12 protein-coding genes are annotated in these 15529 nt (G+C 61.7%); 8 read left to right on the top strand and 4 right to left on the bottom strand.

The genetic code is table 11. From position 1 onward, the window contains the following. Positions 1-99: 99 nt before the first annotated feature. Both C8K18_RS07200 and C8K18_RS33625 read right to left on the bottom strand, forming a co-directional pair. On the bottom strand, positions 100-2262 hold the full coding sequence (locus C8K18_RS07200; RefSeq protein WP_107707085.1) for a phosphocholine-specific phospholipase C: 2163 nt from the start codon (positions 2260-2262) through the stop codon (positions 100-102). Between the two features lie 57 nt (positions 2263-2319). Beyond that, entirely contained in the window at positions 2320-2484 is a 165-nt protein-coding gene (locus C8K18_RS33625) for a hypothetical protein (protein WP_258196074.1), read from the bottom strand. Positions 2485-2834: 350 nt separating this feature from the next. Between C8K18_RS33625 and C8K18_RS07190 the strand changes: the two genes are divergently transcribed. From C8K18_RS07190 to C8K18_RS07170, 5 genes are all read left to right on the top strand, one after another. Further along, a complete protein-coding gene (locus tag C8K18_RS07190; RefSeq protein ID WP_107707083.1) occupies positions 2835-4802 on the top strand; it encodes an amylo-alpha-1,6-glucosidase in 1968 nt (655 codons plus the stop codon). 51 nt (positions 4803-4853) lie between these two features. After that, complete coding sequence (locus tag C8K18_RS07185; RefSeq protein WP_107707082.1) at positions 4854-7661, top strand: glucosidase; 2808 nt, start codon at positions 4854-4856, stop codon at positions 7659-7661. 88 nt (positions 7662-7749) lie between these two features. Continuing rightward, on the top strand, positions 7750-9369 hold the full coding sequence (gene zwf, locus C8K18_RS07180) for a glucose-6-phosphate dehydrogenase (RefSeq protein WP_107707081.1): 1620 nt from the start codon (positions 7750-7752) through the stop codon (positions 9367-9369). Between the two features lie 35 nt (positions 9370-9404). Further along, positions 9405-10205, top strand: coding sequence for an ROK family protein (locus C8K18_RS07175; protein ID WP_006047351.1), 801 nt, complete (start codon positions 9405-9407; stop codon positions 10203-10205). A gap of 72 nt (positions 10206-10277) precedes the next feature. Continuing rightward, on the top strand, positions 10278-10811 hold the full coding sequence (locus tag C8K18_RS07170) for a YbhB/YbcL family Raf kinase inhibitor-like protein (protein ID WP_374710217.1): 534 nt from the start codon (positions 10278-10280) through the stop codon (positions 10809-10811). A gap of 52 nt (positions 10812-10863) precedes the next feature. Here the strand turns inward: C8K18_RS07170 and C8K18_RS07165 are convergent, their stop codons facing one another. After that, entirely contained in the window at positions 10864-11859 is a 996-nt protein-coding gene (locus C8K18_RS07165; RefSeq protein WP_107707079.1) for an aldo/keto reductase, read from the bottom strand. A gap of 222 nt (positions 11860-12081) precedes the next feature. Here C8K18_RS07165 and C8K18_RS07160 point away from each other — a divergent pair, with 222 nt between their 5' ends. After that, positions 12082-12399 carry a high-potential iron-sulfur protein gene (locus tag C8K18_RS07160; protein WP_107707078.1) on the top strand — a complete coding sequence of 106 codons (318 nt, stop codon included), beginning with the start codon at positions 12082-12084 and terminating at the stop codon, positions 12397-12399. Positions 12400-12519: 120 nt separating this feature from the next. On the opposite strand, the gene C8K18_RS07155 is transcribed toward C8K18_RS07160, so the two are convergent. Continuing rightward, positions 12520-12993, bottom strand: a complete 474-nt coding sequence (locus tag C8K18_RS07155; RefSeq protein WP_107707077.1) for a GNAT family N-acetyltransferase — start codon at positions 12991-12993, stop codon at positions 12520-12522. An 876-nt stretch (positions 12994-13869) separates the two neighbouring features. Here C8K18_RS07155 and C8K18_RS07145 point away from each other — a divergent pair. Continuing rightward, on the top strand, positions 13870-14139 hold the full coding sequence (locus C8K18_RS07145) for a DUF1488 domain-containing protein (RefSeq protein ID WP_006047345.1): 270 nt from the start codon (positions 13870-13872) through the stop codon (positions 14137-14139). 861 nt (positions 14140-15000) lie between these two features. Next, a complete protein-coding gene (locus tag C8K18_RS07140) occupies positions 15001-15474 on the top strand; it encodes a hypothetical protein (RefSeq protein ID WP_107707075.1) in 474 nt (157 codons plus the stop codon). Positions 15475-15529: the final 55 nt, after the last annotated feature.

Raw genomic sequence — 15529 nt, 5'->3', positions numbered from 1 at the left:
AGCTTCGTGCGAACTCTGCTTGCAATCAACAGAGGCTGCGGCCAGACGCGCCAACACCACGCACGCGCAACCGCAACCGCAGCCTCAACCTAACCCGCCTTAACTTGCCACCAACACCGGCGCAATCGCAGCCGGATCGCTAATACTCGGCCGCCCATTTTCGACGTGACCCGCAACGCGGCGCGAGAAGCTGTCGTCGTCGTTGCTGGTTATCGTCAAGTCATACCAGTGATGGCTCGCTGCCAGCACCCAAGCCTCTTCGATATGCGCGCCTGGCGGCACGATCACCGGACGCGGACGTGCGCCATACGCGTTATCCGTCACCGTCAAACGCGCAAAGCTGCCGCCCTTGTTGCTGAACCTGAGGAACACGTTGCCGTTCGCGACGTCGTATTGCACCTTCACTTCAGGCTCCGCCGGTTTGCCGTTGTGATGGCCACCCGCAAGCTGCTCTGCCTGCGCATTGCTCCCGACATTGCTCCCGACATTGCCCGCGAATTTGCGCACGAAACCATTTGGACCGAACACCTGAAAAGCGTAGACGCCGTTCGTCGATGTCAGATCGAACGACTCGCTGAGCGACTTGCCCGCTTCAACGGTGTAACGCCACGGACCGTCCGTGCGATTCGTCGAGTACACATAGAAATGCGCGCCCTGGTCGCCGGTATTGCCGAATGAAATTTCGAACGCGTTCTGCTTCGCGTCCGCGTGGCCGTTCACATGCAATTCATACGGCAAGGCGCGCGCGAAACGAATGCCGCTTTCCTGCGGATCGATTGAGCCGGGCGTCGCGGGCACGGTCGGTTTCGGCTGCGTCGCGCACTGGTTGTCGGCAATGGTCTTGTAGTTGCTCGTGTCGGGCAGCGGCGGAATGCGCGAGTCGGGCGTGCGGAAATCGAACGCTGTCGTCAGGTCGCCGCACACCGCGCGACGCCATGCGGTGATGTTCGGCTCATACACGCCAAAGCGCGTTTCGATGAAGCGAATCACCGACGTGTGATCGAACACCTGCGAGCACACAAAGCCGCCCTTGCTCCACGGCGAGACGATCGTCATCGGCACGCGCGGGCCGAGGCCGTAGGGCAGGCCGTCGGCCGTATAGCTGCCGCCGCGCCCCGGGTTTACCACGTTGTGAATTTCGCCTTCCGTGCTGACTGTCGACTTTCCTTGCGCAGCCGTCGTCGCCGGTTGCGGCGGCACGAGGTGATCGAAGAAGCCGTCGTTCTCGTCGTACATGATGAAGAGCACGGTCTTGCTCCACACCTCGGGGTTCGACGTCAACGCATCCAGAATCTGCGACGTATATTCGGCGCCATACGCCGGCGTGTATTTCGGATGCTCCGAGTACGCGGCGGGCGGGCACAGCCACGACACTTGCGGCAGCTTGTTCGCGAGCACGTCGGCCTTCAGATCGTCGATGGTGCGCACGGTTTGGGCGCGCTCATACAACGGCGAGCCAGGCTGCGCGTTGATGAAGTTGCTGAAGTTTTGCAGGATGTTGGTGCCGTAGTTGCCGTTCAGCGGATCGGCGCCGGTCAGTCCCTGCTGATAGATCTGCCACGAAATGCCGGCGGCTTGCAGGCGCTCGGGGTACGTGGTCCACGAAAGCAACTGATAGTTCGGCGGGCCGTCGCCGTCGACCCAGTCGTTGTTGTCGAGCAGCGGTCCGCCGAACTTGGCCGTCGGGTCGACCGTGCCGCTCATCAGATACGAGCGGTTCGGATGCGTCGGTCCCGGCATCGAGCAGAAATACGCGTCGCAGATCGTGAACGCATCGGCGAGCGCATAGTGGAACGGAATGTCGCTGCGCAGGTGATAGCCCATCGTCATGTCGGTCTTGGTCGCGGGCCACTGGTCGTAGCGGCCGCCGTCTATCGCGGCATGCGTCTTGTACCAGCTATGATCGAGGTCGCCCACGCATTGCGCGCTTGTGGTCGACGTATCCAGATGGAAGGGCAGCACAGGCTTCGTGGGGTCCGCCTTCGACGGCTGATACCAGACCGGCTTGCCGTTCGGCAGCGGAATCGGGAAGCGGTCGTTGTAGCCGCGCACGCCGCGCATATGGCCGAAGTAGTGGTCGAACGAACGGTTTTCCTGCATGAACACGACGATGTGCTCGACATCGTGAATCGTGCCCGTGCGCGAAAACGCGGGAACGGCCAACGCATTGCGAATCGACTCGGGCAGCGCGGTAAGCGCAGCGGCAGCGCCGGCGGACGAAGCCACGGTCTGCAGGAAACGGCGACGGCTATTTGATGTCATGGAATATCACCTTCTGCGGGGGGAAGAATAGCGCGCCACGCGCGCCAGGGGAATCGGTCAGTTGCTGTTCGCGCTGTCGCCCGGTGCATAACGCATGACGGGCGCGACTTGCTGGCTGTCGGCGGCGAGGCTGGCTTGCACGTTCTGCGTGATGGCGTCGGATGCGAGAGCGGGATTCGCGGCGAGCGACGACGATGCATTCGGAATAGCGGCTGCGGACAATGCCGCGGAAGATGGCGCATCGAGCGAAGCATCAACATTCGATGAAGAAGACGCATTGGCCGATGCGGAGTCATCCGCGCCGCAGCCGCTTAATGCACACGTTAATGCACCCGTTAATGCACACGTTGCGAGCGCAACGAAAAGGGCACTCACGGGGCGTTTGTCTCTTCTCATGTCGGCATCCGGTTTTGTGAAAGCGGATGCAGTCTCCAACCCTTTCAAGAAATAATTGTGAAACGTTTGCGAGTGGGAAAAATGACTCGCGTTTGTGAGTTCTTCGAAAGGAACCGGAAAGTGATAAGTAGGAGAATGGACACGCTAATGCCTTCCATCGCAAGATCACTCACGCCATGACACGCATTGAACGACCTTTCGACATGCCGCGGCTCGAAGACGAATGGCTCGAGGCAGACGGCTTCGGCGGCTTCGCGTCGGGGACCGTGGGCACCGAGCGCACGCGCCGCTATCACGCATTGCTGCTGACGGCCACGCGCGCGCCAGGCGGGCGCGTGGTGCTGGTCAACGGCGTGGAAGCCTGGCTCGAAGCGGACGGCGAGCGCTATCCGCTCAGCATGCAGCGCTACGTGCCCGACCTGCTGTATCCCGATGCGAGCGCGAATCTGCTCGAGTTCGCCACGGAGCCGTGGCCGACATGGCGCTTCGAGTTCAATGCGCAGATCGTCATCACGGCCGAAGTGTTCGTCAGCAAGGCGACTTGCGAAACGGTATTGCGCTGGCAATGGGAACGCACGCAGGCGGCGACGCCAACAGGCGCGCTTACGCTGAAGGTCAGGCCGTTGCTGTCCGGCCGCGACTATCACGCTCTGCATCACGAGAACGCGGCGTTCAACTTCAGCGCGCAAATCAGCGACGACGCGCGCAACGTGAACTGGCAACCCTACGGCGATCTGCCGCGCATTCATGCCGCGACGAATGGCAGCTACGCGCACGCGCCGGACTGGTATCGCAACTTCTGCTACGTTCGCGAGCGCGAGCGCGGGCTGGATTTCAGCGAAGACCTCGCGACGCCCGGCGTATTCAGCTTCAATCTCGCGAATGAGCAAGCGGTCATGATTCTCAGCGCATCGGATGCGACACAAACACACGTAACCGCATCGCGCCACGCAGAAACCCTCGCCGAAACCGAACAACAACGCCGCGATGCATTAGGCTCGCGCCTGCAACGTTCCGCCGACGCCTACGTCGTGCAGCGTAACGAGGGCCGCACGATACTCGCGGGCTTCCCCTGGTTCACCGATTGGGGCCGCGACACGTTCATCGCCATGCGCGGCTTGCTGATCGCATCGGGCCGTCTGGATGCTGCCGAGGCGATCCTGCTCGAATGGGCGGGCACGTTGTCCGAGGGCATGCTGCCCAATCGTTTCCCTGATTACGGCGACACGCCCGAATACAACTCCGTCGATGCGTCGCTGTGGTTCATCGTCGCCGTGCACGACTATCTGTCGACGGATCACGCGGGCGCGGCAACCAGGGCGCGTCTCCAGGCCGCCGCCGACGCGATCCTCGCCGGCTATACGCAAGGCACGCGCTTTAACATCAAGGCATCGGCGGAAGACGGTTTGCTGTGCGCGGGCGTCGCAGGCATGCAGCTCACGTGGATGGACGCGAAGGTCGGCGATTGGGTCGTGACGCCGCGCATCGGCAAGCCGGTCGAAGTGCAGGCGCTGTGGATCAACGCATTGCGCATTGCAGCAACGTGGAATGCGCAATGGCAACAACCGGCCGACCGCGCATGGCAGGCGTTCCGCGAGCGTTTCGTCGACCCGTCGACACAGGCGCTTTTCGATAACATCGACGTGGATCATGTCAGCGGCACAGTGGACCGCGCGATTCGTCCGAATCAGATTTTCGCGGTCGGCGGGCTGCCGTTCGCGTTGCTCGAAGGCGCGGCGGCGCGCGCCGTGGTCGATCAGGTCGAAGCGCAATTGCTGACACCGCTCGGCTTGCGCACGCTCGCGCCGTCGGACCCGGCTTATCGCGGCCGCTACAGCGGCTCCCCTTACGAACGCGACGGCGCCTATCATCAGGGCACGGCGTGGCCGTGGCTGCTCGGTCCATTCGTCGAAGCGTGGCTGCGCGTGCGCGGCAACACCGACGAAACGCGCCGCGAAGCTCGAACGCGTTTTCTCGATCCGCTGTACGCGCATCTCGATCACGCGGGGCTCGATCACCTTTCCGAAATCGCCGACGGCGATTTGCCGCACGCGCCCGCCGGCACGCCGTGGCAGGCGTGGTCGCTCGGCGAATTGCTGCGCGTCGAGCATTTGCTTGCCGGGTTGGATCGCCACATCGCGTAAACCGCGCTACGATGTGTGTCCCACCGCCAAGCCCGACGCAAGGAAGCTGTCATGCCACCGCTGCGCGCTGCGAATCTGTTCGCCACTGTTGAAGGTTCACGTCTGCATTCGGCGGATTGTGCCCACTGGCAGCGCTGGGGCCCCTACCTCAGCGAGCGTCAATGGGGCACCGTGCGCGAGGATTACAGCGCGGACGGCACTGCGTGGGACTACTTTCCGCACGACCATGCGCGCAGCCGCGCATACCGCTGGGGCGAGGACGGCATTGCCGGTTTCGGCGACGACACGCTGAGCTGGTGCGTGTCGCTTGCGCTGTGGAATCGCAAAGACCCGATCCTGAAAGAGCGGCTCTTCGGTGTCACGAACGCGCAGGGCAATCACGGCGAGGACGTGAAGGAGCTGTACTTCTATCTCGACGGCACGCCGACGCATTCGTACATGCGCATGCTGTACAAGTACCCGCACGCGGCTTATCCGTATCAGGATCTGATCGAGGAAAACGCGCGGCGCGGCGGCGACATGCCGGAGTACGAAATTCTCGATACCGGCGTGTTCGACGACTTGTGTTACTTCGACGTTCAGGTCGAATACGCGAAGCACGCGCCCGACGACATCGTGATGCGCGTCACAATCGAGAATCGCGCGGACGAACCCGCATCGCTCGATGTGCTGCCGCAAATCTGGGCGCGCAATTCGTGGTCGTGGAAACCGAACACGGACAAGCCGTCGCTTGCAGCAGGCACGGACCACGAAGGCCGCGCGCAGTTGATCGGCCATCAGCATGGGCATGAACCGATTGTCGTCACCGCGTGGTCGAAGGACGCGCCGCACATCGCGTGGCTATTCTGCGAGAACGACACGAACGTAAAGCGCCTCTTCAATATGGAAGGCGAGGGTCCGTTCAAGGACGGCTTCAACGATTACCTCGTGCATGGCGATCAGCACGCGGTGCGCCGCGACCGCGGCACGAAGGCGGGCGCGCATGCGCCAATCGAACTCGGTCCGCATGGGCGCGCGGTCGTGTATATGCGCTGGCGTCCGGAGGCGACGCCCGACGAAGTGCCGTTCGACGCCGACGCGCTCTTTGCAAAGCGTATCGCCGAAGCCGACGAGTTCTACGGCGCGCTGCAACGCGACATGAACGATCCGGACGCGCGTCTCGTGCAGCGCCAGGCGCTCGCGGGCATGCTGTGGTCGAAGCAGTACTACCGGTACGACGTGCATCGCTGGATCGAAGGCGATCCGTTGCAGCCTCAACCGGCGGCCGCGCGCAAACGTGGACGCAACGCGGACTGGATGCACCTGTGCAATGCGGACATTGTGTCGATGCCGGACAAGTGGGAGTACCCGTGGTACGCGTCGTGGGATCTCGCGTTTCATGCGGCGGCGTTTGCGTTAATCGACCCCGCCTTCGCGAAACGTCAATTGCTGCTGCTGGTGAAAGACCGCTATCAGCATCCGAATGGACAACTGCCCGCTTACGAGTGGGCGCTAGGCGACGCGAATCCGCCGGTTCACGCGTGGGCCGCGTGGCGCGTGTACGAGATCGACCGCGCGCTCACCGGCAAGCCCGATCGCGATTTTCTCGAGCTCATTTTTCATAAACTGCTGCTCAACTTTTCGTGGTGGGTGAACCGCAAGGACGCCGACGGTCACAACATTTTTCAGGGCGGTTTTCTTGGGCTCGACAACGTGGGCATCTTCGATCGTTCGTCGCCGCTGCCCACGGGCGGCCACATCGATCAGGCGGACGGCACCGCGTGGATGGCCGCGTACGCACTCGACCTCATGCGTATCGCGCTGGAACTTGCGTATGCGAACCATGTGTTTGTCGACATCGGCGTAAAGTTCTTCGAGCACTTCCTGTATATCGCGCAAGCCGTGAGTTGCGACGACGGCTGCGATACCGGACTATGGGACAGCGAGGACGAGTTCTTCTACGACAAGCTGCGCCTGCCTGACGGCACCAGTGTTCCAATGCGCGTGCGCTCGATCGTCGGGCTCATTCCGCTTTTCGCGGTGCATGTACTCGAAGAGCGCCTGCATGGCGAATTGCCCGGATTGCGCGAGCGGCTCGTGTGGTTCCTCAAGCATCGGCCGGATCTCGCGAAGCTCGTCTCGCGCTGGAACGAGCCGGGTAAGGGCAATGCGCTGCTGCTGTCGGTGTTGCGCGGACATCGGATGAAAGCGCTGTTGCGGCGCGCGCTCGACGAAAGCGAGTTTCTGTCCGATCACGGCGTGCGCGCGCTGTCGCGATACCACCGCGATCATCCGTTCGTGTTCGATCACAACGGCAACAGCTTCACGGTCAAATATCTGCCGGCTGAATCGGATACGCGCGTGTTCGGCGGCAATTCGAACTGGCGCGGTCCGGTGTGGATGCCCGTCAATTATCTGCTGATCGAATCGCTCTACGAATTTCACCGCTATTACGGCGACGAATTCCGCGTCGAATATCCGACGGGCTCGGGAAAGACCTTGTCGCTGTCCGAAATCGCCGATGAACTCGCGCGCCGCGCGACCACGCTGTTCCTCAAGAACCGTGACGGCGAGCGTCCGGTCATGGGCGCGTACCCGTTGCTGCAAGCGGACCCGCGTTCGAGCGATCTGATTCTGTTCCACGAATACTTCCACGGCGACAACGGGCGCGGCGTCGGCGCTTCGCATCAAACCGGTTGGACCGGGCTTGTCGCATTGCTGCTGCAACCGCGTGAGATGGCCGCATCGGGCAGCGTGCCGCTTGCAGGCGAGCCTGGGCGCGCGCCGATTCCGGCAGCGCCGTCGGCTCCGGCGCGGCCCACGGAGCCCGCGGTCGAACCTGAAACGGTTTCCGCGCTGGCGAGCAGTGCGGTCAAATAGCGCGTGACCGTTGTTGAACTGTGTGGGGGCGGGCGCGGTCTTCTCTCTATTGCCACGTCCGTTTCATTGGCTTACTCAAGTGAATCCCATGTCGACTCCATCGAATCCCCAAGCCGCTAATTCTCCGAATGCGGATGCCAACGACAACCTTGCCGCGCCGCGCAGTTGCAAAGTGAGTGCGAGTGCGCACGGCGAGCCGCCGTCGCCCGCCGGCAAGCGTCCGGCGCCGCCATGTACGCTGGTCATCTTCGGCGCGGGCGGCGACCTCACCAAGCGCCTTCTGATGCCCGCGCTCTACAACCTCGCCGTGGATGGCCTGCTCGACGGCGGCATGCAGATTGTCGGCGTGAATCACGGCGAGCGCGAGACGAGCGCATGGTGCGAAGAACTGCACCAGTCGCTGCAAAAATTCGCCGCCGACAAAGCCAGTACTTTCCACGCCGGTCAGCTCGACGACAGCGCATGGGATTGGGTCGCGCAGCGCCTCACCTACATGGCCGGCGATTTCGACACGCCCGACACCTTCGCGCGTCTGAAGCAAACGCTCGCTCAGGCGCCCGGCGGCAATGTGATTTTTTATCTGGCCGTGGGCTCGCGCTTCTTCAAACCGATCGTCGAACATTTGGGCGAGACCGGTTTGCTGAAAGAGGACAGCGGCTTTCGCCGCATCGTGATCGAAAAGCCGTTCGGCACTGACCTCGCATCGGCGCGCGATCTGAACGCGCACATTCTTTCGCAGGCGAAGGAATCGCAGATCTATCGCATCGATCATTTTCTCGGCAAGGACACGGTGCAAAGCATTCTTGCCGTGCGCTTCGCTAACGCGCTGTTCGAGCCTGTGTGGCGGCGCGAATATATCGACAGCGTGCAGATCACGGCGGCCGAGACAATCGGCGTGGAAGGGCGCGGCAAGTTCTACGAGCAGACCGGCGCGTTTCGCGACATGGTGCCGAACCACCTGTTCCAGTTGCTCGGCATGGTGGCGATGGAGCCGCCCAATTCTTTCGACGCAGAAGCCGTGCGCAATAAAAAAGCCGAGATCTTCGACGCGATCTTGCCGCTCACACCGAACGACGTCGTATTCGGTCAATACGAAAAAGGCGCTGCGGGCGTGGGTTATCGCGAGGAACCGGACGTCGCGCCGGACAGCAAGACAGAAACGTATGCGGCCGCGCGCGTGTTCGTCGAAAACTGGCGCTGGGCCGGCGTGCCTTTCTATTTGCGCACGGGCAAGCGGCTTGCGGTGCGGCGCACTGAAATCTCCGTGCAACTGAAGCCGGTGCCGTTCCGTCTGTTTCGCGACACGCCCGTCGACGCGCTCACGCCGAATGTGCTGACGCTGCGTATCGATCCCGCGCACGGCACGAGCTTCGACTTCAACGTCAAGACGCCGGGCCCGGTGATGCAGATTGGTCCCGTGCAGTCTTCGTTCAACTATGGAGACTTCTTCGCGGAGCGCGCGAACGTCGGCTATGAAACGCTGCTGTACGACTGCATGCTCGGCGACGAGACGCTGTTTCAGCGCGCCGACAGCATCGAGACGAGCTGGTGCGCGGTGGACGATGTGCTGCATCCGAAGACGGGCGGCGCGATGCCCGTGCACGGCTATGCGGCCGGCAGTGAAGGGCCGGCCGAAGCCGATGCGCTGCTCGCACGCGACGGCCGCGCGTGGCGGCCATTAAAGACCAATGCAATCGAAAAGAAGTGAACGCGCTCGGTAAAACCACATCAACGGGGGGCAACATGGCGGCATCGAAAGACAAGGCAGCAACGCGTAACGAACGGATTCTTGCAATCGACGTCGGCGGCACTGGATTGAAAGCGGCGATCATCGATGCGAACGGTCAGATGCAAACCGAGCGCTTGCGCGTGGCGACGCCGCATCCGTGCACGCCGCAGCAACTCGTCGATGCGTTGGCAAAACTCGTCGAGCCGTTGATCGCGAAGGCGCCGGCGCAGTTGATGTCGATCGGCTTTCCCGGCGTGGTCCGCAATAACCGCATTCTGACCGCGCCGCATTTCGGCGTGGAAGGATGGCGCGACTTTGCGCTTGCCGATCTGCTCGCGCAAAAACTGGGCGGCTTGCCCGCGCGCATGATCAACGACGCCGAAATGCAGGGCTTCGCCGCGATAGAAGGCAAGGGCATCGAATTCGTGTTGACGCTCGGCACCGGCGCGGGAACCGCGCTCTTTCGCGACGGCGAGTTGATGCCTCATCTCGAACTCGCGCATCATCCGGTCAGCAAGAAAGGCGTGGCTTATGACGAGTACATCGGCGACGCGGCGCGCGAAAAAGCCGGGAATAAACGCTGGAATAAGCGTGTTCACAAAGTGATCGGCATTCTCGAATCGCTCGTGAATTACGACAAGCTATGGATTGGCGGCGGCAACGCGGCGCGGCTGACATTCGATTTGCCCGCCAACGTTGCAACCGTTTCGAACGATGCGGGTATTGAAGGCGGCGCGCGCTTATGGCATCCGAGGTCGGTGCGCGAAACGCGGCAATTGCCCGAAGCGAATGCACGCACGGGGAAGTTCAAATAGATCTCAACTGGCGCGAATCGCCGGGAGCAAACAACAATGATTCGACGGGCTTACGTTGGCGCTGCGCGTCGCATGATTTCTTTGAGCGTCGGCGCGATGCTGACGTTCGCCGTTGCTCACGCCTATGCGGCCGAGGCTTTCACGTTGAGTTCGCCCGGTTTGGCCGATGGCGGCACACTCGAATCGACGCATGCGGCCAGCGCGAATAACTGCGGCGGCGGCAACGTGTCGCCCGCGCTGCAATGGCGCAACGTGCCGGCAGGCACAAAGAGTTATGCAGTGACGATCTTCGATCCCGATGGCGCCAAAGGTCTCGGCATCGTGCATTGGGTGCTATACGGCATTGCGTCTTCCGTGACCGCGCTTGGCGAGGGAGCCGCGCCGCCGCCTGGAAGCGTCGCCGGAACGAACCGCACCGGTGGCCCAGGCTATTACGGCCCGTGTCCGCCGGTCGGCGAGGTGCCGCATCACTATGTCGTGCAGATCTACGCGCTCGATCTCGGGCCTGATGCGTTGCCGGCCGGTCTGACGAGAGACGCGCTGCTTGCCGCCATGAAGGACCATGTGATTGCGGCCACCAGCACGGTGCTCAGATACGGGCGATGATCGCAGCGCGCCTGTTGCGGCTCGCGATCACTCGCCATACTGACTGCAACGTTTAACGCGCCGCATCGCCCCAACGATATTCGACGCTCGCTTCGTCGAGTTGCTTCTTGATGTCGCCGTCGAGCACGAGTTCGGAGGCGGCGAGCGTGTCGCTCAGTTGCTCGGCGCGGCTCGCACCGATAATCGCAGACGTGATGAGTGGATTCGCCAGAACCCACGCGAGCGAAACGCGCGTGAGCGATTCGCCGGTCGGCTCGACAATGCTCTTAAGCCGCTCGATCGTTTCGAATTCGCGGTGATGCCAGTAGCGCTCCTGATACATCGCGCCCGCCTTGCCGACGCTTTCGGTGAAGCGGCCCGACGCAGGCGCTGCATCGAGCTTGTGCTTGCCGGTCAGCAAGCCGCCCGCGAGCGGGTTGTATGGCATCACGGCGAGTTCCTCTTCGGCGGCGAGCGGCAGCAGTTCGCGTTCGATCTGGCGGAACAGCAGGTTATAACGCGGCTGCACGGAGACGAAGCGCGCGACGCGCAGCACGTCCGCGCGGCCGAGTGCGCGCGCGAGCCGATACGCGAGAAAGTTCGACACGCCGATGTAGCGCGCCTTGCCCGAACGCACGATCACGTCGAGCGCTTCGAGCGTTTCGTCGAGCGGCGTGTTGGCGTCGTCGGAATGCAGTTGATAGAGGTCCACGTAGTCGGTGCCGAGACGCTTTAGAGAGGCGTCGATGGCATCGAGCAGATGCTTGCGCGACGCGCCCTGATCCCACGCGGAAGGGCCCATTTTGCCGACTGCCTTGGTGGCCAGAATGAAGCGATCGCGCTTGCCCTTCAGCCAGCGTCCGACGATTTCCTCCGTGCGTCCCGCGTTGTCCTCGCCGCCGCCGAGCGGATAAACGTTGGCGGTGTCGATGAAGTTCACTCCGGCATCGGCGGCTGTGTCGAGAATGCGGCGCGAAGCGTCTTCTTCGGTTTGCAGGCCGAACGTCATGGTGCCGAGACACAGGCGGGAAACAGTCAGCCCTGTGCGGCCGAATTTGCGGTATTGCATGCTCAACTCCGAATGGGACCAAACGATTGCGATGGAGAACACTGCGAGAAACGAGCAAAGAGGATAAACGCAAAACGAGAGTCGCGTTCGCGAGCGCTCGGCGTGCATTCAAATCGTAAGCATGCGTGGTTGCGTGCGTGCGAATGGCCGCTCACGCTAGAATCGTTGCAGTTGATTAATCCCCGCGATGACACGCGCCATGACCACCATCGGAGCACAACAATGAAAACGTCGCGCCGCCATTTTCTATTGATGAGCGTGAGCGCCGGCTCTTCGCTCGTGATGTCACGCGTGGGATTCGCCGCGAGCGCAAACGCAAATGTACTCAGCGAGACGGACCCTCAAGCGCTAGCGCTCGGCTATAAGGAAGACGCGTCGAAGGTCGACAAAGCGAAGTATCCGCAATACGCAGCAGACCAGAAGTGCAGCACATGTTCGCTGTTTCAGGGCAAGGCCGCCGATGCCTACGGCGGCTGTACCTTGTTCGGCGATAAGCAGGTCGCCGCGCCAGGATGGTGCAGTTCGTATACGAACATGTGACGCGTGCGGGCCGATATTCGTCGGATCAGCTTGGGATCAGCTTCACATCAACGCATCTGTCGGCACGCGCGTTCGTGAATGGTCAAGTCAGCTCGTGCGGTGTCAGTTCTTATCCGCCATTCATTCTGCTTCAGTTTCCGCCGACGCACGGGGCGAGCGCCTCATGTGAAACTCTCTCTCATCTTCGCTCACGACTTTGAAGCCGAGCCGTTCGTAAAGACGCCGCGCCGGATTGCCCTTGAGCACCTTCAGCGTGACGGGCAAGGTCGCGGCGTCGGCGTCGCGCAGCACCGTGTGCAGCGCCCGTTCGCCGATGCCGCGCCCTTGCAGTGCCGGCGCGATCTGCAATTGAACGACTCGCCATTCGGTATCGGAACGATGCGCCTTGAGTAAACCGGCAGGCGTGCCGTCGATGCAAATCACGCGCGCCGCGTCGTAACGATGCAGCAAACGAGCGCGATGCTCGGCGTCGTCCACAGGTTCGCCGACGCGCGCGAGATGCTCGGTCATCGTCGCCTTGCGCAGTTCGAAGAGGAACGTTTCGTCGTCGGCGGAAGCGGGGCGCAGGGTTATCGCAGGTTGGTGGTCGGACATGTCGTCGGGAGTCGGCGCGCGGGCCGTTAGTAAGAATGGGCGCGAATTGTCATGCTGCCAGCGCGTTTTTACCATGCATCGGCGTGTGAACGTGCTCGCTTGCGCAGTTGATCGACGTGTATCGCGGCTCACGCGACTGTCGACAACACGATGCACCACCGCGGCTTTACCCGCGACGCATCAAGCGCCGCCGATGCTTCGCCGTTCGCAGACCGCGCTACGTTTGCACTTTATGGTGCTCGACGGAAGCCGTGCGCGGCGTGTTCGACACAGATTGGCATGTGCCTTGCTTTTGCCCTTACCCGCGGATTGATACGCGCGCAGGTCGAGACCTCGCGGCGCGACACGCCGAAACGCCGACAGACGGCGCCACCTGGCATACGACGAACAATGCTGAACCCGAGAACCGAAGTTCTGACGCGCGCAATCGAGGGCGACGTGACGACGCTCGTCTTCTATCCCGACACGGGTTGCCTGCGTTTCCGCGATTCGCGTGGTGTGACGTCCCACGAATTGCGGCCGCCGCATTCCTGGTTCGCGATTGCGTCCGCGTCGCGCGGAGTGCGCGGCGGGACACACGCGATGTCCGAAGGTTTGAGTACGCTATTGCATGACTTCTGTGTGAAACGCTCGCGGTGGATGAGCGCGACGCCACGTATGCCCGAGCTGACGAACGCGCGTGCAGTTTCGCCTGCGCTTCGGTTGGGGCACGCTGACATGCACGCGTTTTCACGTTCGCTTACGATTGAGGTAGCGGCGGCGCAGTAGCGGATTCATCAGCCGAAAGACCGATGCGGGCTTGCGTGTCTATTCAGTTTTGTTCGGCGTCGCTCGTTGAATACGACGGGCGGCATAAGCAACTTTGCGAGGTGGGCCATGGAGATTATCGAGCTTGAACCAAGCGTCTCCCCAGACGGGCGCGCGGTGATTTTCCAGCTTTCGGCGCGAGGACGGGAACTCGAATGCGCCGTCACGCGTGAAGCGCTGGAGCAATATTTCTGGCTGCAACGCGGCGCCGCGGAAGACCGCATGCTGAAAACTTTCGCCGATGGCCGCAAGCGCATCACCGCTGTGGCCGAAAGAAAGATGCTGGCGCGTCCGGGCGAAAAAGTCCTGCTGACGATCAGCGACTTTGCCGCGCGCTGATGTCGATTGATCGTTGCGCATGCAGCGTCTACGTGATGCTGCGTGCGCATTCGTTGTGCTGTGTCTGCTTGCGCTGAGTTGCTCTGATTCGCGCCGAGTTGCTCTGACTTGCGCGCGGCGGTGTCCGTTCGCGTTGTTCCCCGCAGTGCTCTTCCACATGCGTCCCCGATTGTTACGTCCATTCGTCAAACTGGCGTGGCAATGCCCTTCCTTTTGCCCAATTGCTCGAGCGCTCGCTCGCATAAACTGTTTTCCATGGAGCGACAAATCACCGAGCCCATCGACGCGGTCTTCCCCCGCGTTGTTTTGAACCGTACCGTTGATGGCAGTTTGCCGTGGCAGTCGACACGGCAGGGCAGTAAAGCAGTAGGAGGTAGAAGCAAATGGCGCAGTGGCAGGTGAAGTAGCAGATCGTTTTTTTTCAAGTTGCAGTTTGCAGTTTGCAGTTTTTGCAGCACCGGTAATAGCTTGAGCAGCAATAACACAAGCAGTTGACGTCGCAACAAAAGTCTTCGCAGTAGCGGTAAAGCAGGCAGCAAACGTTTTGCTTTTCGCAGTAGCAGCACAAGCAGCAACAGCTTGGTTAGTTTCGATGGTTAAAGGTCGGCGAGCATCCACGCGCAAGCACGACTTCCATCCTGTCCGGCCCTGTTCTCTCGCGGGAACAGGGTTTTTTTTCGTACTTGCGGCGCACGACCGGGAATTTCGCCGTTTAAGCCGGTCTTAATAAAGGCTTGCCATCATGCTTACACAGACTCACATTAGAGGCTGTCGAGCCGCCGGCGCATCGGCGGCATTCGTCGCCGGAAAATCGTACCGATGTGGCGACGAAGCCGAGAGTTAGCGAAGGAGGTTGAATCTATGTCCAGTAAAGCGCGAGTCCGCAAACACAATGTGCCGGCCATGTCGCCGCTATTGCGTGCGCTCACTCACAGCCGCAGCGCACACGAGCCCGTTACCGCCGCGATGATCCTGCAGTGCTATGCGTCGCTCGACGCGTTCCAGCACGGCCACGGTTCGCGCGATCTACACATGATGTTGAGCCGGCATTTATTGGTGTCGCAGGAACTCGCGCGTCTCGGCCTCGGCGAAGACACGCTCGACGATATTCAGAGCGGACACGCGGCGATGGTTCACCTCGACGAGCGCGAGCAGCGAACCGGCGCATGGAAATTGAATGACGACGAATACGCGCGACTCTGCACGGCGCTGGCGATTCTCGATGCGCAACTTTCGGTGGCGTCGTTGAGCGAGATTGCGAACGCGCAGGCGCGCATGATCGAAGGCTTGATGCGGTCCGCGCGGACGAGAGCGATCGCGGAAGCGGTGCTTTAAGTCGGTAAGTTGACGACGATAGAACGCCCCACGTGGGGCGTTTTTTTGTGTCTGT

The organism is Paraburkholderia sp. GV068 (assembly GCF_003058125.1).
In the GTDB taxonomy this organism is placed as follows: Bacteria; Pseudomonadota; Gammaproteobacteria; order Burkholderiales; family Burkholderiaceae; genus Paraburkholderia; species Paraburkholderia graminis.
This window is presented reverse-complemented; position numbering and strand designations above follow the sequence as displayed.

Bases quoted from the DNA above. Each gene is read 5' to 3' on its own strand.
- C8K18_RS07160 (WP_107707078.1), top strand. From the start codon at position 12,082: ATGAAAACGTCGCGCCGCCATTTTCTATTGATGAGCGTGAGCGCCGGC.
- C8K18_RS07140 (WP_107707075.1), top strand. From the start codon at position 15,001: ATGTCCAGTAAAGCGCGAGTCCGCAAACACAATGTGCCGGCCATGTCG.
- C8K18_RS07175 (WP_006047351.1), top strand. From the start codon at position 9,405: ATGGCGGCATCGAAAGACAAGGCAGCAACGCGTAACGAACGGATTCTT.
- C8K18_RS07185 (WP_107707082.1), top strand. From the start codon at position 4,854: ATGCCACCGCTGCGCGCTGCGAATCTGTTCGCCACTGTTGAAGGTTCA.
- zwf (WP_107707081.1), top strand. From the start codon at position 7,750: ATGTCGACTCCATCGAATCCCCAAGCCGCTAATTCTCCGAATGCGGAT.
- C8K18_RS07170 (WP_374710217.1), top strand. From the start codon at position 10,278: ATGATTTCTTTGAGCGTCGGCGCGATGCTGACGTTCGCCGTTGCTCAC.
- C8K18_RS07165 (WP_107707079.1), bottom strand. From the start codon at position 11,859: ATGCAATACCGCAAATTCGGCCGCACAGGGCTGACTGTTTCCCGCCTG.
- C8K18_RS07190 (WP_107707083.1), top strand. From the start codon at position 2,835: ATGACACGCATTGAACGACCTTTCGACATGCCGCGGCTCGAAGACGAA.
- C8K18_RS07200 (WP_107707085.1), bottom strand. From the start codon at position 2,262: ATGACATCAAATAGCCGTCGCCGTTTCCTGCAGACCGTGGCTTCGTCC.
- C8K18_RS07155 (WP_107707077.1), bottom strand. From the start codon at position 12,993: ATGTCCGACCACCAACCTGCGATAACCCTGCGCCCCGCTTCCGCCGAC.
- C8K18_RS07145 (WP_006047345.1), top strand. From the start codon at position 13,870: ATGGAGATTATCGAGCTTGAACCAAGCGTCTCCCCAGACGGGCGCGCG.